Source organism: Eubacteriaceae bacterium Marseille-Q4139 (genome assembly GCA_018223415.1).
Lineage (GTDB): Bacteria > Bacillota > Clostridia > Lachnospirales > Lachnospiraceae > CABSIM01.
The window spans coordinates 944,365-963,470 of the sequence record JAGTTQ010000001.1; the positions used below are offsets into that span (position 1 = coordinate 944,365).

At 53.8% G+C, this 19,106-nt stretch carries 15 protein-coding genes; 3 read left to right on the forward strand and 12 right to left on the reverse strand.

The features are described 5' to 3' along the window. Positions 1-350 precede the first annotated feature (350 nt). On the forward strand, positions 351-1,607 hold the full coding sequence (gene uraA / locus KE531_04525; protein MBR9952890.1) for a uracil permease: 1,257 nt from the start codon (positions 351-353) through the stop codon (positions 1,605-1,607). A gap of 392 nt (positions 1,608-1,999) precedes the next feature. Here the strand turns inward: uraA and KE531_04530 are convergent, their stop codons facing one another. Next, positions 2,000-3,331: a sodium:alanine symporter family protein gene (locus tag KE531_04530; GenBank protein ID MBR9952891.1), complete on the reverse strand. Its 1,332-nt coding sequence runs from the start codon at positions 3,329-3,331 to the stop codon at positions 2,000-2,002. Positions 3,332-3,440: 109 nt separating this feature from the next. On the opposite strand from KE531_04530, the gene KE531_04535 reads away from it, so the two are divergent. After that, positions 3,441-4,436, forward strand: coding sequence for a zinc dependent phospholipase C family protein (locus tag KE531_04535; GenBank protein ID MBR9952892.1), 996 nt, complete (start codon positions 3,441-3,443; stop codon positions 4,434-4,436). Positions 4,437-4,549: 113 nt separating this feature from the next. Next, a complete protein-coding gene (locus KE531_04540; GenBank protein MBR9952893.1) occupies positions 4,550-5,251 on the forward strand; it encodes a gamma-glutamyl-gamma-aminobutyrate hydrolase family protein in 702 nt (233 codons plus the stop codon). Between the two features lie 91 nt (positions 5,252-5,342). Here the strand turns inward: KE531_04540 and KE531_04545 are convergent, their stop codons facing one another. The 11 genes from KE531_04545 to KE531_04595 all read right to left on the reverse strand — a co-directional run bounded on the left by KE531_04545 (position 5,343) and on the right by KE531_04595 (position 19,002). Further along, a complete protein-coding gene (locus tag KE531_04545; GenBank protein MBR9952894.1) occupies positions 5,343-6,725 on the reverse strand; it encodes an NCS2 family permease in 1,383 nt (460 codons plus the stop codon). Between the two features lie 214 nt (positions 6,726-6,939). Further along, positions 6,940-7,560 carry a hypothetical protein gene (locus tag KE531_04550; protein ID MBR9952895.1) on the reverse strand — a complete coding sequence of 207 codons (621 nt, stop codon included), beginning with the start codon at positions 7,558-7,560 and terminating at the stop codon, positions 6,940-6,942. A 141-nt stretch (positions 7,561-7,701) separates the two neighbouring features. Continuing rightward, positions 7,702-8,667, reverse strand: coding sequence for a glycosyltransferase family 2 protein (locus KE531_04555; GenBank protein ID MBR9952896.1), 966 nt, complete (start codon positions 8,665-8,667; stop codon positions 7,702-7,704). Then, complete coding sequence (locus tag KE531_04560) at positions 8,660-9,454, reverse strand: LicD family protein (protein MBR9952897.1); 795 nt, start codon at positions 9,452-9,454, stop codon at positions 8,660-8,662. Before KE531_04560 ends, KE531_04555 begins: the two co-directional genes overlap by 8 nt. Before the next feature lie 50 nt (positions 9,455-9,504). After that, positions 9,505-10,845, reverse strand: a complete 1,341-nt coding sequence (rfbH, locus tag KE531_04565; GenBank protein MBR9952898.1) for a lipopolysaccharide biosynthesis protein RfbH — start codon at positions 10,843-10,845, stop codon at positions 9,505-9,507. Between the two features lie 22 nt (positions 10,846-10,867). Further along, complete coding sequence (rfbG, locus tag KE531_04570; GenBank protein ID MBR9952899.1) at positions 10,868-11,932, reverse strand: CDP-glucose 4,6-dehydratase; 1,065 nt, start codon at positions 11,930-11,932, stop codon at positions 10,868-10,870. 12 nt (positions 11,933-11,944) lie between these two features. Continuing rightward, entirely contained in the window at positions 11,945-12,718 is a 774-nt protein-coding gene (gene rfbF, locus KE531_04575; protein MBR9952900.1) for a glucose-1-phosphate cytidylyltransferase, read from the reverse strand. Further along, positions 12,715-14,208 (reverse strand): hypothetical protein, encoded by a 1,494-nt coding sequence (locus tag KE531_04580; protein ID MBR9952901.1) that lies wholly within the window; start codon positions 14,206-14,208, stop codon positions 12,715-12,717. The genes rfbF and KE531_04580 overlap by 4 nt, the downstream gene beginning before the upstream one ends. A 25-nt stretch (positions 14,209-14,233) precedes the next feature. Further along, complete coding sequence (locus KE531_04585) at positions 14,234-14,806, reverse strand: hypothetical protein (protein MBR9952902.1); 573 nt, start codon at positions 14,804-14,806, stop codon at positions 14,234-14,236. Between the two features lie 17 nt (positions 14,807-14,823). After that, on the reverse strand, positions 14,824-16,698 hold the full coding sequence (locus tag KE531_04590; GenBank protein MBR9952903.1) for a hypothetical protein: 1,875 nt from the start codon (positions 16,696-16,698) through the stop codon (positions 14,824-14,826). 12 nt (positions 16,699-16,710) lie between these two features. Then, the gene (locus tag KE531_04595) at positions 16,711-19,002 is read right to left on the reverse strand and encodes a hypothetical protein (GenBank protein MBR9952904.1); all 2,292 of its coding nucleotides are present in this window, start codon (positions 19,000-19,002) and stop codon (positions 16,711-16,713) included. Between the last annotated feature and the right edge of the window lie 104 nt (positions 19,003-19,106).

The following is a 19,106-nucleotide window of genomic DNA, read 5'->3' on the forward strand; positions in this document are numbered from 1 at the left end:
CTGCTGTGCCTGGGGTATAATCTGAATAAATTGCATGCTAAGATCCAAAATGGCCGGACAGGAAGCCATCTGTTTGAAGTAAAAACTGCATAGAAAAATCATAAAACCGAAAGGTTTTATTAAAGTACGGCAAAAATCCGGCGATCTGCTCTGAAACCATAGGGAGCGCCGGATTTTTTGCTGTAACAAGCAGAAGTGCCGCTCAATCATCTATTTTGATGATTTTGCGACACTCCCTTCTTTCCCCAATTCTTTAAAAAAATTTCGCTGGACAAAATCCAATCATATGTTATAATGTTCGGGATAACCTGACGAAAGAATAAAAAATACCAGCTTACAAGGAGGCAAGTATGGAAAACAGAAGAATTATCCAGGTAGAGGAAAAGGTTCCCTTTAACCTTCTCGTCCCCCTGAGCATCCAGCACATGTTCGCCATGTTCGGCGCATCTGTCGTGGTTCCGTTCCTGTTCGGCATCAATCCGGCCGTTGTTTTATTCATGAACGGCATCGGCACCTTACTTTTCATTTTTGTTACCAAGGGCAAAGCTCCCGCCTATCTTGGTTCCAGTTTCGCATTTCTCGCACCGGCAGGCATTGTCATTTCCCAATTCGGATATGAATACGCCTTAGGTGGTTTCGCAGCAGTCGGCTTCTGCGGCTGTATTCTCGCATTTATTATTTACAAAGTCGGATACAAATGGATCGATATCGTACTTCCGCCGGCAGCCATGGGCCCCGTTGTTGCCCTGATCGGGCTTGAGCTCTCCGCCAACGCCGCTGACAATGCCGGACTTTTAGCGGAAACCATCAATCCGGCAAACGCCATCGTATTCTTCGTGACGCTCGGTTTTGCCGTGTTTGGTTCCGTGCTGTTCCGCGGCTTCCTCTCGATCATCCCGATCCTGATTGCCGTCATTGCCGGATATATTTCCGCCATCGCCTGCGGCCTCGTGGACTTCAGTGCCGTTGCAGCCGCCCCGATTTTTGCAATCCCTAACTTTTCCACTCCGAAATTCAGCCTGGAGGCCATTTTAATCATTCTCCCGGTTCTCTTAGTCATCACCTCGGAGCACATCGGCCATCAGGTCGTCACCAGCAAAATCGTCGGCCGCGATCTCTTAAAGGATCCGGGACTTCACCGCAGCCTGTTTGGAGATAACTTCTCCACCATGCTCTCCGGTTTAATCGGTTCCGTGCCGACCACCACATACGGCGAAAACATCGGTGTCATGGCCGTCACGAGGGTTTACAGCGTCCAGGTCATCGCCGGCGCAGCCGTGCTTTCCATCATCTGCTCCTTCATCGGAAAGCTGTCCATGTTAATCCAGACCATCCCCGGCCCCGTCATCGGCGGAATCTCCTTCCTTCTTTACGGAATGATCGGTACCTCCGGCCTGCGGATCCTCGTGGATTCCAAGGTCGACTATTCCAAGAACAGGAACCAGGCCCTGACCGCCGTAATCTTCGTAACCGGCCTTTCCGGCATCAGCGTAAGCTTCGGCAACGTCCAGCTCACCGGCATGGTTCTGGCCTGCGTCACCGGCATGATCTTAAGCCTGATCTTCTATGCCTTCGACAGGCTCCATCTGACAAACGACCAGGAATAGGATTCCTTCCATAGACATATCGCCCGCCCTGCCAGGAAAGACGGCAGGGCGGGCTTTTTATGGAGCCGGGCCTGCCGCGGCTGTACCGGAGTTCCTGAAATAGCCTGCTTCCTTTTCCGTTCATATTTCGTTCAAAAACTCTTCAAAATCTTTTTACACAATACACATGTTTTCTTCATGATTACCATATATAGTATAACCATAAACAGATAACATCTAATAGAGATGCTGCTTATAAGATTTTTTTCATAATACTCGAGCTGATATAACAGCTATCAGCTCTCCTCCCTTTTTCAAATAATCATTTTGTGAGAAAAGCACCCGGCGGGGTGCTTTTTTCATGCGGTGATAATCTCCGGTGTGGGCGCACGCCAGGCGCACCTTTGTCCTTTCTACTCCCCGCTTCCAGGCGCCCGCACCTCCCGCACAAGAATCACCAGTGCCAGAAGGTTCGGCACGGCCATCAGCCCATTAAAAATATCGGAAACCTCCCAGACCGCCTCCATGGGCCCCATGCCCCCGAGGAACACGGCCCCCAGGTACCCGAAAAAATACACGCCTGCCAGGTTTCTTCCAAGCTTACTCCCCAGGTACGATGCCGCCTGTTTTCCCATATAATACCATGCAATGATCGTCGCAAACGCAAACAGGGCCACGCACATGGACACGGTATAGCCGCCCAGGTTCCCAAGGCCCATGGAAAAGCAGCTTCCGGTCAGGGCTGCCCCATTTCCGAGAAAGTCCGCCAGCCCGTTCCCCATGGTGCAGAGAATCACCAGCGCCGTCATGGTGCAGCTCACAATCGTGTCAAAAAACACCTCAAAAATCGCCCACTGCCCCTGCACCCCCGGCGGCGCCTGCTCGGCGCTCCCGTTTAAGACTGCCATGCTGCCGAGTCCTGCCTCATTGGAAAACACGCCGCGGGCGACGCCGTAGCGGACACACTGGAGCACGCCGTAGCCGGATACTCCTGCCGCCGCCTGACGGAAGGAAAACGCTTCGGAAAAAATCTGCCCGAAGGCCGCCGGAAGCTTTTCACGGAACAGCACGATCACAAACACACAGGCCGCCATATAGATGGCCGCAGAAACTGGAACCAGCCGTTCCGCCGTCCCGGCGATCCGCTTTGCACCGCCGCCGATGATGAAGCCGCAGACCACCGTCAATACGGCGGCTGCGATGAGCGGAGGGAGAGAAAAATTGAACTCCAGAGTCTCTGAGATCGCGTTGGCCTGTACCATGCTGCCCATGCCGAAGGACGCCGTCATGCAGAGAAAGGCATACAGCATGGCCGCTGCCCGGCTTTTCACGCCCTTTTCCAGATAAAGCATCGGCCCCGCCATCCAGCTTCCGTCTGCGCCCTTCTCCCGGTAGCGGATTCCCAGCTCTGTCTCGCCGTAGGCCGTCGCCATGCCGATGAACGCCGACACCCACATCCAGAAAATTGCCCCCGGCCCGCCGGCCAGAAGCGCCGTGGCAACACCGGCGATGTTCCCCGTCCCGATGGTAGCTGCAAGGGCAGTGCAGGCCGACTGGAACTGGGTGATTCCGCCGTCCACTCCCGTCTCCTTCTTTTGAAGCAGGCTCCCCGCCGTCGCCCGCCACCACCGCGGGAACTTAAGAAGCGGGAACAGGCCAAGGCGCAGACTGTAAAGGAGCCCGACACCAAGGAAAAGAGCCAGCATTCCAGATCCCCAGATTGCCTCGTGAAGAATATGTATCATGCAGTTCTCCCATATTTTTCTCTCTATGTTTTATTCCATTTTTGCCCCACTTATGCTATACTGAAAGAAACGAAACAGAACATGTTTCAGCAAAAAGGAGATGAGTGCATTGCCGGGATTTACGACCCATTATCTCTTCGGTGTCAAGGCCTACAATGACCTTCCGAACAATTATTTAAAGCATGTGATATCCAAATACCGCTGGCTCTATCAGCTCGGCCTCCAGGGCCCGGATATTTTCTTTTACAATATTCCGATCCTGCGCCACAGAGATTACCGCAATGTGGGCTCCTATATGCATGACTTTCATGTGAATGACTTTTTCCAGAGCTGCCTGACGGAAATTTCGGAAATCCATTCCCGCCAGCAGAAGGAGCAGGCCCTGTCCTATTTCGCCGGCTATCTCTGCCACTATGTCGGGGACTCCATCTGCCATCCGTTCATTTACGGGCGGATCCAGTATGAGACTGATGTGAAAAGCTCCCACTTCCACGGGCGCCATGCGGCCCTGGAAAACGACATCGACGCGATCCTGCTTCGGAAATTCAAGAAGAAAAAGCCGTCGGAATTCAACCAGGCGGCCACGATCTGCTTAAACGGCCAGGAAATCCAGTTTATTTCCAGGTTTTTATGCCGCGCCATCAACGCCACCTATTACCAGATCAGCGAGCGGAACAATTTCCAGGTCACGGAAGGCATGGTGCGCCGCTCCATCCATGCGATCCGCTTCGGCGGGCGGCTCCTCTCGGATCCGGAAGGGCGCAAGAAAAATAAAATTGAGTTTTTTGAGACCATATTTTTAAAGCATCCCGTGGCATCGCGGAAGTTAGTAACAGATGAAAATCCCGTCGGCGTCAGGAAAACCCTGAACCTGGAACATGAAACATGGTGCAATCCCTGGAACAAGCAGATGGCATCATCGGATTCGTTCCTGGATCTGTACCATAAGACCTTAAACAAATGCCACATGGTCTACTACCTGTTAAACGAGCTGATGAGCGGCGAACGGCCTTTGAGAGAGCGGGACTGGGATCCGTTTTTAAACGAGCTTGGAAACTATTCCTACCACAGCGGCCTTGACGTAGGGCAGCTCCATTACCGATGAGAACACGCGGGCGGCACAGTTTTTGTGTCCTCCGCTGTCACCGCGGCCTTTGACGGAGAGCCCTGTCTCTCCCGGCTGCTTCATAAATGAAATGTTAAAAAGGAGAGGTTACTATGAAACCACTGATTTTACTGACAGGCGGCACAGGCGCTGCTGCCAACGGAACCCCGACTTACAACGTAAACTGCAACTACGCAGAAAACATCCGGCGTGTCGGCGGACTTCCGATTCTCGCTGTTGACAACTGCTGTGCGGAAGAATATGCCGATCTGGCTGACGGCCTTCTTCTGACCGGCGGCAAAGACGTGGATCCCAAACTCTACGGACAGGATCTGAAATATGATTTCGTCATCATGGACGAGAAGCGTGACGAGCAGGAAATGGCTCTGATTAAAGAATTTGTAAAGCGGAAAAAACCGATTTTCGGAATCTGCCGCGGCGTTCAGGTCTTAAATGTGTACTTCGGCGGAACCTTATATCAGGACATCCCGGATCAGCTTGGCGGAGAACACTCCAAAGGCGTCAACCATCCGTTAAAAATTAAAAAGGATTCCATCCTCGGAAACATGTTCGGCGAGTCTCTCGTCATCAACAGCTACCACCATCAGGCTCTCGACAAGCTCGGCGACGGCCTTACGGCGACGGCATGGTCCGACTCCAACGGCCATGAGATCGTGGAAGCCGTTGAGCATGATTCTCTTCCTGTATGGGCCGTCCAGTGGCACCCGGAGCGCATGACCGGCCCGGTCACGAACCCGGAAAACTGTGTGGACTCCATCCCGATGTTTGAGTATTTCGTAAATCAGTGCAAATAGAAGGATAACCGCCTGCTGAAGGCGCGTCCTCCTGTACAGAAAAATCCCGCCCCGCCGGAAGTTTCACTTGCTTCCCGCGGGGCGGTTTTCATTACACAAACAGATATTTTAACAGGAACAGGACAGCCAGGACATACAGAATCGGGCTGATCCTCTCCTTCTTTCCTGAAAACAGGTTGATTAACACGAAAGCGATGACGCCAAGGGCGATTCCCTCGGAGATGGAGTACATGAACGGCATCGCAAAAATAGCGATGAATGCCGGAACTGCCTCTCCGATATCGTCAAAGTTGATGCGGACGACGGCGCCCATCATCATGAAGCCGACGATAATTAGCGCCGGAGCCGTCGCAAAGGACGGGATCGCCAGGAAAATCGGCGAAAGGAACAGGGAAAGCAGGAACAGCACGGCTGCCGTAACGGCCGTAAGTCCCGTGCGCCCGCCTGCCATGACGCCGGAAGAGCTCTCCACGAAGGTCGTTACCGTGGACGTTCCCAGGACGGCGCCTGCGGTCGTTGCCACAGCGTCGGCGAGAAGCGCGCCCTTGATCTTCGGAAGGCGGCCCTCTTTATCCAGCATATCTGCCTTGGAGGCGACGCCGATCAGGGTTCCAAGGGTGTCAAACAGGTCGACAAACAGGAACGACAGCATGATCGTGATGAAATTAAAGCTTAAGAGGCCGGAGAAATCCATCTTCATAAGCGTCGGCGCAATGGACGGAACAGAAAAACCGGCAGAGAAATCCGGAATCACCGATGCCATTCCAAGCTCCGCGTTGGGGACATAAACGCCGCAGATTTCCAAAAGGATTCCGGCCACCCAGGTTCCCAGGATGCCGAACAAAATTGCGCCCGGCACCTTCCTCGTCAGGAGGACAGCCGTAAAAATGGTTCCCGCAAGAGCCAGGGCCGCGCCGATGCCTGTGGAGAAAAAGCTTCCGTCCGCCAGGGAATCCTTAAACGGATAGATCGTCACGAGCGTGGAAGAATCTACCACCAGCTTCGCATTCTGAAGCCCGATAAACGCAATGAAAAGACCGATTCCGCAGGTAACGCCGAGCTTTAATGACTGCGGGATACAGTTAAAAATGGCCTGCCTGACATTTGTCAGGGAAAGCAGGATAAATAAAATTCCCTCTACAAAGACGGCTGCCAGCGCCACCTGCCAGGTGTAGCCCATGCGGATTACCACCGTGTAGGCAAAAAAGGCGTTGAGCCCCATGCCGGGCGCCAGTACAAAGGGATAATTTGCAAAGGCCGCCATGAGAAGCGTGCCCAGCGCTGACGCAACGGCTGTGGCCGTGAAAACCGCGCCGGAGTCCATTCCCGCCTCCGCGAGAATTCCCGGGTTGACCGCGAGAATATAGGCCATCGTCATAAACGTCGTGATGCCCGCCAGGATCTCCGTCCTGGCATTTGTCTTGTTTTCCTTCAGGTGAAACACCTTTTCGCAAAACTCATTCATGTTCCTCATTCCTCCTCTGGTGTGAAAATGATGTGTCAACAGGAACTGCCCCTCCTGAAACCTGCCGCGCAGGCGGCAGCACCGTATGAATACGATACCGTTTATCTTAACATAAACGGCAGAATAAGGAAAGCAAATCTTAAAAAAATGTGTTTTGGGGCATGCAAAAGCGGCGGAAGCCAATCCATTCCGCTTCCGCCGCTTTCAAAATCCTTATCCTTTTTTACTTCTTTGTATCGTCCTTCACCGGCCCGTTGTATTCCTCCGGCTCCGGGCCGTCGCCGTACTCTTCTTCGACTGCCACCAGGTCAATGGCCTCGCCGGCCGCATACGTCTTATCCACGAGCCATGTGCCGTCGGCCGTTCCCACCTGAACCGTCAGGGAGAACGTATCCCACAGGTTTCCAAAGGAATCCGCCGAGGAAATCGTCAGCTCCTCGCTCTGGACGGCGACAATGTCGTTGAACAGCTTCACCATCTCCACCGCATACTGCATGGCCTGTTCTTCCGTCGTGCCGTCCTTGACAATCCAGCTTAACTTGATCGTCAGGGCATCTTCGTCCGCCTCAAAGGTCATGGTCTCGCCCTGCGGGTACCGGTTCGCATCCATAAACAGGCCGTCCGTTTCGTCCTTTACCTGCTCCCAGTCATACATGGACTGCTCTTCCGTCTCCTCTTCGATCAGAATATTCTGATCTCTCGGAAGCGTCTCATCCTCATCATCGTCCATGAACATCCCAAGTCCGCCGTCTGCCGGCGCGCTCTGAGAAATACTGCTCTGTGTACAGCCGCTCACCCCGAGCACACAGACACAGAGCAAGGCAGCAATTTTCCATAATTTCATGTTCTTTCCTCCTGACTTTCCTTCCAAACAGGCAGAACGGGCAGGAACCCCGCGCCACTCCCCTGTAATTAAAAGTACCAAGGTATTATATACGATTGTTTCCCGTTTTTGTAGTCCTTTTCACAAAAAATCACAAATTCTTCAGGAATTCTTAACTTCTCTTTCCTGCCCATCAAAATTTTCCGTATCGCGGACAATATACATGGGCCTGTCCTTTAATTCCGCAAACAGGATCGCAATGTATTCCCCGATGATGCCCACCAGAATAAAGAGCACCGCAAACATGAACGACAAAAGCACCACAATGGTGGCATAGCCGCTTGGCGCCCCGTATTTTGCCCAGGTATAAATCGTGTACACCATGACGGCCAGGCCGAAAAGCGCCACGATGCAGCCCGTATAAATCCCCAGCTTTAACGGCAGGTCGGAAAAGCAGAGGATCGTGTTGACGGAAAACCGGAACAGGCTCTTTAAGCTGTACTTGCTCTCGCCTGCAAACCGTGCCCTGGCCTCGTATTCGATGGTCGTCTTTTGAAAGCCGATGCTCTGGACATAGCCTCTTAAGAACCGGATTTTCTCCCGGTAGTTTTCCTTAAGCACCTGCGCCGCCTGGGCGTTCACCGCGAAGAAATCCGAGGCGTTAGCCTCAAACTTCACATCCGACATACGGTTAATCAGTTTATAGAAAGCCGAGGAAGTCACATTTTTTATAAGGCCGGCCGACGTATTCCTCGTCCGCACCATGTTGATGACCTCATAGCCCTCTTCCATTTTCTTTAAAATCTTCGGGATGCACTCCGGCGGGTGCTGGAGGTCGGCGTCCATGCAGATGACGGCGTCGCCCGAAGCGAAGTCGATACCGGCAATCATAGCGGCCTCATGGCCGAAATTCCTGGAAAAATTCACGACCCGCACGTTCTTATCAAGAGCCGCAAGCTCCTTTAAAATCCCGTAAGAGCCGTCGGCGCTCCCGTCGTTCACAAACAAAAGCTCGTATTCCCAGGCCGGGGAAAGCCCCAAAAGGACGGCCTTCGTCTCGGCATAAAATTCCCGAAGGGCCGCCTCCTCGTTATAGACGGAGACAACCACTGAAAGCAGCTTACCCATATATTTTTATCTCCATGTCCGAATGCTCCGGAATCTGCTTTTCTTTCGGCGGAAGCTTCCGGTAATCGCCGTAAACCTGCTTTAAATACGGATCCCACCCGGCCGGGATGAAAAACCGGCAGTCCTCAAACGGCACCTCCTCCGCCTCGTCCATCCACTTTTTTTCCAACTCCACATAGAGGTAATCCGGGGCATAGTTGGAATAGTAATAAAGGTTCGTCCTTTTCTTCGCATCCTTCATGGAAACGGCCCGCCAGAGCCGGTACGTGACCGGAAACGGGATCAGCTTCCCGATACCTGAAAGCACGGCCACGAAAAGCTTCATGATGCCTTTATAGTCGGAATAGTCAATCCGGTACCGGTGCCCCAGGGCAAACCCGTAGACGATGCACTGGGAGAGCTTCGTTACGGTTTTGACGGCCTTTCCCTCCGGCAGGGCGTCCACGATGAATAAGTCAATGCAGAGGCGGCTGATCTTATCGTCGTAAAACGCCATCTTCCCGGAACCCTCGAATTTCTGGCTTTTGTCATAGAGGATCCTGGGCACGAAATCGTAAAACGCCGTTCCGCCGTGGTACTCGTTCGGCTCCACAAAGGTCATGCCCTCGGGAAGCTCTCGGCGCACCACCTTCGCAAACATCTCATAGTTTTTCCGCGTAAACACCACATCCGCGTCGTCGTCCCAGGGGATGAACCCCTGATGGCGGACGGCGCCGAGCATCGTCCCGGCATCTAACGCATACTTGATCTTATACTTGCGGCAGATGCGGTCGATCTCCTTTAACATCTTTAAATTTGCCTCATGAACCCTCGTCAGGTCAAATGTTCTCTCTTCGCTCACGATTTAAGCCCTTCTTTAATTACCTTTGCCATGTAGTCGATTTTTTCGTCTGTCATGCCGGGGTAGACGCCGACCCAGAAGGTATCGGCCATAATCCGGTCGGAATTTTCAAGGCTTCCGACGACGCGGTAGCCTGTCTTTTCTGCCCGCATGGCATCAAAGCACGGATGCTTGATTAAATTCCCCGCAAACAGCATCCTGGTCTGGACGCCGTGATCTTCCACGTACTGCACGAGACGGTTTCTGTCCACGCCTTCCCGGCAGGTGATTAAAAAGCCGAACCAGCTTGGCGTGGAATGCTCGGCCGCCTCCGGAAGGATCAGCTTGTCCTCTGCCTCCGAAAGGGCCGCCCGCAGCCGGTCAAAATTATGGCGCCTCTTTTCCACGAAGGACGGGAACTTCTCAAGCTGGGCGCAGCCGATGGCCGCCTGCATATCCGTGGCCTTTAAATTGTATCCGAAATGCGAATAGACGTATTTGTGGTCATACCCAAGCGGCAGCTCGCCGTACTGCCTGTCAAACCGGTGGCCGCAGAGGTTGTCGCGGCCCGGCGGGCAGACACAGTCGCGTCCCCAGTCGCGGAAGGAGCGGATGATCTTATGAAGCAGCGGGTTGTCGGTGTAGACGGCGCCGCCCTCGCCCATGGTCATATGATGGGGCGGGTAAAAGCTGGACGTGCCGATGTCGCCGACGGTGCCGGTGAATTTTTCTTCGCCGTTTATGGTGTATTTGGAGCCCAGGGCGTCGCAGTTGTCCTCGACGAGCCACAGGTTGTGCTTTTCACAGAACGCCTTCACCGCCGTAAGATCAAAGGGATTTCCCAGGGTATGCGCGAGCATCACGGCCTTTGTCTTTTCCGAGAGCGCCGCCTCCAGCATGGAAACGTCGATGTTGTACTGTGGAATCGTGATGTCCACGAACACCGGCACGGCGCCGTACTGGATGGCCGGCGTCACCGTCGTCGGGAAACCGGCGGCCACGGTGATGATCTCGTCGCCGCGCTTTACCTGCCTGTCTCCAAGAAGCGGCGAAGTCAGCGCCATAAAGGCAATTAAATTGGCCGACGAGCCGGAATTTACGAGGGAACAGTAGCGAACCTTCAAATACTTGGCAAGCTTCGCCTCAAACTGGTCGGTGTAGCGGCCGGACGTGAGCCAGAACTCCAGGGAACTGTCCACCAGATTCACCATTTCTTCCTTATCATAAACGCGGGAGGCGTAGGGAATCCTGTCTCCCTCGTGAAATTCCTTTTTCTGATTATGAAATTTTTCTGCATATTCCGCCACCATGGCGAGGATTTCCTCTCTCGCCTGGGCTTCTGTCTTGTTTTCAAACATGCTGCAATCTTCCTCCAAGTGCTTAATGTACGGAAATCATTGTCTCAATCTGTTTATCCATGACTGCGGTCACGTCGTCCCCCGCCTCCCAGGCCTTAAACCACTCCGCCGTAAGGCCGATGGCCTCCCTCACATGGAACCGCGGCCGCCAGCCAAAGACGCTTTTAATCTTCGAGCAGTCCAGCTTTAAGAAATTGGCCTCGTGGGGGCCGCCGTCGCTTTGATTCACCCAGGAAAGCCCGTCTCCCCAGACTTCACAGAACATGGTGACAAGCTCGCCCGTTGTCACGCAGTCACAGTCGTCCGGGCCCACGTTGTAATGCCCCGCAAAGCGGATGTCCTCATACTGGGCCTTCGCCACAGCGAGATATAAAAGCAGCGGCTCCAAAACATGCTGGTAGGGCCTGGTGGAATTGGGGTTCCTGACGATAATGTCCTGCTTTTTCATGGCCGCGCGGATGCAGTCCGGCACAATCCTGTCATTGGCAAAATCTCCGCCGCCGATGACGTTTCCGGCCCGGCAGGTGGAAATGGCACAGCGCCCGTCGGAAAAAAATGACTTCTGGTAGCTGTGGGTCACAAGCTCCGAACAGGACTTGCTGTTGGAATAGGGGTCATAGCCGTCGAGGCGGTCGGTCTCCCGGTAGCCGTACTCCCACTCCATGTTCTCGTAAACCTTATCGGTGGTGACGTTGACAAACGAACGCACCGAGGGCGTAAGGCGCACGCACTCTAAGACGTTCACCGTCCCCATCACGTTCGTCTCATACGTGTAGACCGGCTCCTTATAGGAATCCCGCACAATGGGCTGCGCCGCCAGATGAAGGACAATCTCCGGCTCTGCCTCGTCAAACACCTGCTTTAGGTGCTTCAGGTCGCGGATATCGCCGATGACCGAATGCATCTTCTCCTTTACGCCGGCCGCGTCAAAAAGGGACGGCTCTGTCGGCGGGTTTAGGGCATAGCCCGTCACCTTTGCGCCGGCGTTTGTGAGGATTCTGGAAAGCCAGGCGCCCTTAAAGCCAGTGTGGCCGGTGATAAGGACACGCTTATCTTTATAAAATGTAAAAACCTCTTTAAAATCCATGTATCTCTTCCTCTATTCCCAGATCTTCCAGGGCGCTTTTCCCGACGTCCACAGCTCTTCCAGCTGGTTTTTCTCCCTCTGGGTGTCCATGCACTTCCAGAAGCCCTCGTGGCGGAAGGCCATGAGCTCCCCGTCGGCCGCCAGGTTCCGTAACGGCGCCTGCTCGAACACCGTCTCATCGCCCTCCAAGTAATCAAAGACGCCTGCATTCATCACCATGAAGCCGCCGTTTATGAGGCTTCCGTCGTCGTCGTTTTTCTCCCGGAAGGCGTGGATCTGGCTCTTCTCATCGAGATCTAAAACGCCGAACCGCTGGCCGATGTTGACGGCCGTAATCGTGGCGATTTTCCCGTGGCCTTTGTGGAATCTCTCTAACGCCTTTAAGTCGATATCCGCCAGGCCGTCGCCGTAGGTGAGCATGAACGGCTCATCGCCCACATACTCGCGGATGCGCTTAATCCTGCCGCCGGTCATGGTGTTTAAGCCGGTGTCGATGAGCGTCACCTTCCATGGCTCCGAATAGTTGTTGTGAACCTTCATGCTGTTGTTTGCCAGGTCAAAGGTCACGTCCGATGTGTGCAGGAAGTAATCGGCAAAAAACTCCTTCACCACATACTGCTTATAGCCGAGACAGATGATAAATTCATTGTACCCGAACTGAGAATAATATTTCATGATATGCCAGAGGATCGGCTTCTCCCCGATCTCGATCATGGGCTTTGGCTTTAAATGGCTTTCCTCGCTGATTCTTGTCCCGAACCCGCCTGCCAGGATGACTACCTTCATCGTATCTCCTCCTGCTCATCCGTATCTTTAAATATGTTCCAGTGATTGTCCTTTAAAATCGTCAGGGCTTCCTTCACCCCGTCCTTGTGGTATTCCAGGACGGTTTTTAACTCGTCCTCGCTCCTGTTTTCAAAATCCAGAAGAACTTCCCGGTTCCCCTCGTTGTAAATCCGCCGGTTGACGCCGTGGGAAAACTCCTCCGCCGTCGTCACCACGTTCCCGAGAAGGAACACGGCCGCTGTGAAAACGGCGATGGCCCGCATGACCTGCGGGTTTACGGACGCTTTCCCGCGCCGTTTAAATTTCCGTCTGGAAACCAGCCCGAAGGTCAAAAAAATCCCGAGGATCCCGATCTCGTACTGGAGCGCATAGCGGGAGCTCATGCCGTAAAGGTCGTTGGGCATGAAAATCCAGCGGCTTGCCAAAACAAGAAGGTGGTTCATCCCGCCGCCTGCCAAAAGCATCAGGGGGAACAGCGTCTTCTTATAAAGCCCGTAGTAAAAGTTCATCCACACCGCCAGGAAGTAAACGCCGATCACGAAAAGCCCCAAAAGGCAGAGCGCCTCGCCGGGAAGCCAGCTCATGTGCCTTGACATCCATTCTACCCCAAAAATCATGGAAGAAAAGGATTTCAAGAAAAATGTAAGGAAAAATTTCGGTTCCCGCAGGAAAGCCGATAAAAGCGGCTCGTCCACGGCGCCGCTGTACTCGTAAACCGCCATGGAATTGCTCCAGAGGTAGAGAAAAAGCGGAAGCACCGCAGCAATCGAAAGCCCGAGAAGCGTCTTACCTGAAAGCAGGCCGAGCCGCCTGTCAATAAAACCGATGGACGCCGAACCGGCAGGCGCCTGCGCCTCGGCTTTCTTCCTGTCATCCCGGAGAATCAGCCTGTCTTTTACAAAAAGGAAGCCGTAGGTAAGAAGCAGCGTCATGATATAAATGGCGCAGTATGGCCCGGCCACAAAAACCGTCGTCACGGCCGGCAGCACGAAAAGCAGGACTTTGTCATGCCGCCCCCCGTGCCGGCCGTAAACCGCATCAAGAACCGTATAATTCCAGAAAAAGAACGCAAACGCCAGAAAATGCGCCCAGCCTGTCCCGTTATAAAGCATCTCCCATTTGTTAAGGCTGAACATGAAAACCATCATGGCCGCGTACCAGCCAAGGCCGATCCTGTATTTTTTCCCGTAAGATGCCAGAATCATGGCCGAAAGCCCGAAGCTTAAAACGCCCATCACCCGGTCAAAGGTCACGCTGTATCCAAAAAGCGAGACGTTGAGCCCACGCTCGAAGTAATTCACCGGAATCCGCGTCAAAAGATCCGGCACGAAGAATTTCTCCGGGTTCCAGACGTCCGGCAGGTAGGAATTGATGAGCCGGATGTAGTCCGAATAAACCATGTCGATGGCCGACCGGTGCAGATATAAAAGATAAAACAGGACTCCAATGACCGGAAGCCCCCAGTACACGCATTTTCTAAGCTGCTTCATCGCTGCCCTCCAGGCTGTAAGTATGTCAGGCTCTCCCCGCCTTCTTTCCGCGCTCCGCATGGTGCCAGTTCTGCGCGGAGAAAATCTTTACAAGATCCACCAGATAATTATACTGGTTCCATGCCTCGTCCTTGGAATCAAAATTCTCATGAACCGCCTTATTGCCGATGATGCGGATTTCGTTCAGCTCCCATTTGGATACCCGGTCGAGATACCCCTTTTCACCGAGCCAGCGGCAGAACTGCTGGTTCGTCATCGGCTGGTTGGACGGCTTTTTCCGCCTGCGGCGTCCGCTCTGTTTTCTGTTTTTCGAGGCGCCGCCATCCCCCTTCTGTCCGGCCGGGGACGGGGCCGTATTGTCGATCTCAATCCCGATTTCGTCTGCCACGGATTTTAAAAGCAGCTCCAGATTCTGCCGTCCCTTTACCATGGCCGCGTTATACTCGCCGCGGCGGAGCCAGCTTCTCTCCTTTTTCAGTTCCCTTCTGACCTCTCCTAAAAACGCACCGTGGTTTGTCTTTCTCCATAAGGCCGCAAGAAGCCCGCCGCCCGTCATAAGGGCCAGGAGCCCAAGGATCCATCCCGCTTGTCCATCCATTTCCACTCTCCTTTCATTTATTCTTTATCTTTGATGTGCACAATCATGGCAAGGTTCTCCTCGCCCCGCTTCTCCTTGGCATTCTTCACATAGAAATTGCAGGAAAATTCCAAAGAAATCCGCTGGTATGGCGCCACGTCAAGCTCCATGGACATGGAATTTTCCGTGAACACCAGGTCGGGAAGCCGCTTTCCATTCATTTTGATCTCGCAGACCTCGTTTCCCGTGATCTTTCCCGGATAATAGAAGGATAAGACCATCTTGTCCCGGTTCCCGTTTAAGAACACAATTTTTGCGTGTTCGTCGATCCAGCCGTCCTCATAGCTTCCGTAGGCCAGCCGGTACCGCTCGTCCTTAATGTACGAGGTCACATCCTGGTAAGCGTTGTTTTCCGGGTCTTCCCTGAGGATCACCATGTCATCCGTAATCTCTTTTAAGTCAAAATCGCTGTCGATGAAATGCACGGGGAATTCCGTGTCCGGATCCGGCGCGTACACCTTAAAGAAGGTCTCCGCCGTAAAATCGCTCATCTCATACGTATTTCCAATAATATACAGTTCCTTGTCAAAAAAGTCCTCTCCGTATTTCCCCACGGTCTCCTCGGCCAGGGAGTTGTACCGAAGCTGGTTCGGCCAGAGATGGAGCACGTCCCAGGTATCCCGATAGAAGCCCTCCACCGGAAAGAGAAGCGCCATATAGGCAAACACGAGAATCCCCGCCTTCCCCACGAAGGCCGAAAGATAGGAGAGGAATAAGAGCGCCGCCGCATAAACCACATAGACCCAGCGCATCTCCACGCGGATTGTCACGCTGGAGGAGCCGATGCAGAGCGCGATAAAGGCCAGGAATAACAGGACATTTTTTAAATGGGAAAGCCGCCGTCCGCTATCGAGCGCCCAACGCACGGCAAAAACCGCCACAAGGACGCCGAGGATCCCCCAGCAGGCATGGATCATGTTTTTGATATTGTCCGGGGAATCTGCGAAAGTCATGCCGCAGAGGTAATCCGGCCCCGTCCCGACACCGAAGACAAAGCCCACCTGTTCCCACGCATGGGCCACCGCCTCAGCCGTATCAAACGTATCGGCCACGTCGGTACCGCCTGTGCCGGCCGGCGACAGCGTCCCGATGGTAAAAAGGCGGATCAGCATGATAAGGCCGAAAATCCCGATGCTTAAAAGAAAAAACTGCCATTTCGGCGTGCGGTATTCTTCCTCCGTCCGCCTTCTTCTGCTCTTTCCGTAGGCCGCCTCCATGTCACCGTCTGATTTCTGCGCCTTCTCCCCCTGCCCCAAAAGAAGCGCCAGAAGAAGCACCGGGATTAACGCCATGTACCGCTCATGGATGAAGCTGGCACAGAAATAGAGGACGTTTGCAAGAAGATAGGACTTTCCGTCCCGCTCGTTGACATACCGGTAAAGGAAGTACAGGATGCCGATGGCTGCCCACAGCCCCATGCTCTCCATGGTGCCGTAGAGCTGGCCGATCTGGTAGTAGGCCATGCGGGAAAGGAGGTAAGCCACGGAAAGGGCGATGCTCACAAACCGTCTCCCGCCGATCCGAAAGGCAATCCGGTAAATGGTAAAGGCGATGGCCGCGTTTAAGACGATGTTGATCGGCACAATCCATGTGACATGATTTCCAACAAACGCAAGCTCCAGCCAGGAAATCAGGTAGTACAGGAAACGAAAGCGGGTGCTGCCCATGGGAAACACGTACTCCAGGAAACTCTGCTCGCCGTAGCAGGACCAGAGGTACAGATCATCCATATAAAGCCCCTTGATCGTAACGCCGCGGTTTACAAAAAAGCCAAGTCCTAAAAGCAGGGCAAAGACTAAAAGCCCGTCCTTCCTTTTCTCAAATTCTTCTGCCATTCTGTTTTTCAAGTCCATCATTCGTTCCCCTTATTGCTGTTCTCCAGCCCAGTATTTCGTAGAAAATTCTTTTAAGACGGCGTCCGCATCCTCCGGCGGCGCCGGTTCCGCATCAAAGCGCCCGAGAGCGTTCCCGTTTTCGTAAAGCATGTCCGTCATGTATCCCTTTTTCAACATGACAACGACGTTGTTCCAGCCGTCTGTCCCCGGCTTTAAGTAGCCGCTTCCCAGGTAAATATAGTCGGTTCCTGCGTAATTTAAGTAACAGACCAGGGCCTCCGGGCTGGCGGCCAGATAAAGATTCCCGTCGCTCCCCTCGATGTCCGTATAGCTCTGTGCATTGCACGGGAACAGCAGCATTTCCGGCTGGCTCCCGATCACAAGGGCTCGTGTCTCCTCATCGGCCGCCAGAATGTCCCAGATTTCCCGATTCCCGTCCGCCTTTAGCATCGCCTCGTTTTCCGCCGCATGATCGTAATAGCCGGCATGGAAAACGCTCACCGGCGTAAGCCCCAAAACGCCGGCCCAGTTGCTGACCGCCATGATTGTCATGTTGAAAAGCGCCGCCGGGACGAAAAGTTCCACCGTCAGATGGGCCAGGACGGCATTCTCCATCTTCCCGATGACAATGACTGCAAGCACTGCGAACAGACAGTACAAAAGCATGAAATAGTTTCCGTCCACCTGCCATAAAAGGTAAAGGGCCGCAAGGCTTGCCGCGCCAACCGAAAGGAATAGAAAAAGCAGGCAGGAAAGCGGCGCCTTCTCCCGTTTTTTCCCTTTTTTCATCCGCACAATGGCCGGAACCAGAAAAAGCGCCAGAATCATCACAAGAAACGGCGAACCCCATGCAATCCGCACATGGGCCATGTCTTCGCTCACCGGCGCTAAAAGGACGCCGTAAAGCCGCCTGACAAAATGCCAGACCCCTTCCTTTGAAAACGGGGAGCCGCCGTTTGAGGGGAGCGCGGCAAACCAGAACGGATATTTCGCATAAAATCCAAGCTTTTCCCAGATCTCATAAAAAACCGATGTGATCGGGACGCCAGTCAGATGAAACGTCCGGAGCCACACAAGAATCCACATGGCCGCCGTCGGAATCACGGTCTGCCAGAGGCTTTCCCTAAACCGGAACCGGAGGTTTTTCGTAATCAGCATGTAAAGGATGGCCGTCCCAAAAACGGCTGTGGAAAACACAAGCGCCGTCGGCTTCATCACAAGCGTCAGGAAATAGGCATCAAGCGCGATCACCAGATAGGAGTCCCGCCGTTTTTTCAGGTACAGGAGCAGAAAGCAGATCATGATAAGCTGGTACAGTACCGTCACCATGTCTGTCTTTGCCGATATGGCCATGTTCATGACGCCGGGGATGCAGGAAACCATCGCCGCGCAGAGAAGACTGTAACGGCGGCTCACAAATAACTCCGCAATTTTCCCGCAGGAAAACAGGACGCCGGCGGCCGCCCACACCTGGAATGCCAGAAAAAATCCGTAGGACGGCAGGCCGGAAAGCGGCAGAAGCAGGATCTCAAGGCCCTTCGGGTAGGTGTAGACCACATTGACGCTCCCCAGGTTCTCATAAATCCCGTTCCCATTGTTTAACACATATTCCGACCGGAGGCCATAGTGAAGGGAATCGTAATCCAGGCAGATGTTCATCCGGCCCGCCTGCATAAAAAGGATCGCAAGCATCACGGAAACCATAACCGCCGCCGTAAAGCTCATGGGCCGCTTTTTCACAAGAAACCGTTTCCGCCAGGACGAATTCACAGAAAGCCTTGCCGCCATGCGGGACGCCGCAGGCACCAGATAAACGGCCGCAAGGAGCGCCGTCAGGATCCTGGTATGGGCGATGCTTCCGATTCCCGCAAGGGACAGGAGGCAGAAGGCTAAAATCATAAGGCCGCTTCCCAGGACGAAATCTGCCATAGCCGTAATCTCATGGAATTCCAGGAAGCCGTTTTCGCCTTTTTTTGCTGCCCCGCCTGCTATCTGGCGGCGGAGCGTGCTCCCGAGCCGGATCAAAAGAAGGACGTAAAGCCCTGACACGAGAAGCGGGAAGAACGCCCGGTGCAGCCACGAAAAGACTGCGCCTGCCAGAAACAGAAGGCACCACCGGACGACCGGCACCCGGCACCTTTTTAAAATGAGAAAGAACACGCCGAAGAGGACTGCCGTTTCCAAAAGCAGCCCCACACTCTCCGGCTCCCAGAGCCGTTCTCCGTCGACACCTATGACATAAATCTGGCCGATCCCGATTAACAGGGCCGCCGCCGTCACCATTGCCAGAAAGATGAGGCAGGCCCATTCCTTTTTCTTCATGTCACCCCCGCGTATGTCCTATGCGATAAAAAAGTGTGCGCTGCGGCGCACACTCGCGCCGGAGCGCGGCTGCGTCAGCAGCCATATTCCTCTGCGCGAAGTGC

Excerpts from the sequence above, each read along its gene's own strand:
- KE531_04550 (MBR9952895.1), bottom strand. The coding sequence starts at position 7,560 with ATGAAATTATGGAAAATTGCTGCCTTGCTCTGTGTCTGTGTGCTCGGG.
- KE531_04545 (MBR9952894.1), bottom strand. The coding sequence starts at position 6,725 with ATGAGGAACATGAATGAGTTTTGCGAAAAGGTGTTTCACCTGAAGGAA.
- KE531_04555 (MBR9952896.1), bottom strand. The coding sequence starts at position 8,667 with ATGGGTAAGCTGCTTTCAGTGGTTGTCTCCGTCTATAACGAGGAGGCG.
- rfbG (MBR9952899.1), bottom strand. The coding sequence starts at position 11,932 with ATGGATTTTAAAGAGGTTTTTACATTTTATAAAGATAAGCGTGTCCTT.
- KE531_04530 (MBR9952891.1), bottom strand. The coding sequence starts at position 3,331 with ATGATACATATTCTTCACGAGGCAATCTGGGGATCTGGAATGCTGGCT.
- KE531_04590 (MBR9952903.1), bottom strand. The coding sequence starts at position 16,698 with ATGGACTTGAAAAACAGAATGGCAGAAGAATTTGAGAAAAGGAAGGAC.
- KE531_04595 (MBR9952904.1), bottom strand. The coding sequence starts at position 19,002 with ATGAAGAAAAAGGAATGGGCCTGCCTCATCTTTCTGGCAATGGTGACG.
- KE531_04540 (MBR9952893.1), top strand. The coding sequence starts at position 4,550 with ATGAAACCACTGATTTTACTGACAGGCGGCACAGGCGCTGCTGCCAAC.
- rfbH (MBR9952898.1), bottom strand. The coding sequence starts at position 10,845 with ATGTTTGAAAACAAGACAGAAGCCCAGGCGAGAGAGGAAATCCTCGCC.
- uraA (MBR9952890.1), top strand. The coding sequence starts at position 351 with ATGGAAAACAGAAGAATTATCCAGGTAGAGGAAAAGGTTCCCTTTAAC.
- KE531_04585 (MBR9952902.1), bottom strand. The coding sequence starts at position 14,806 with ATGGATGGACAAGCGGGATGGATCCTTGGGCTCCTGGCCCTTATGACG.
- rfbF (MBR9952900.1), bottom strand. The coding sequence starts at position 12,718 with ATGAAGGTAGTCATCCTGGCAGGCGGGTTCGGGACAAGAATCAGCGAG.
- KE531_04560 (MBR9952897.1), bottom strand. The coding sequence starts at position 9,454 with ATGTTAAAGGAGATCGACCGCATCTGCCGCAAGTATAAGATCAAGTAT.
- KE531_04580 (MBR9952901.1), bottom strand. The coding sequence starts at position 14,208 with ATGAAGCAGCTTAGAAAATGCGTGTACTGGGGGCTTCCGGTCATTGGA.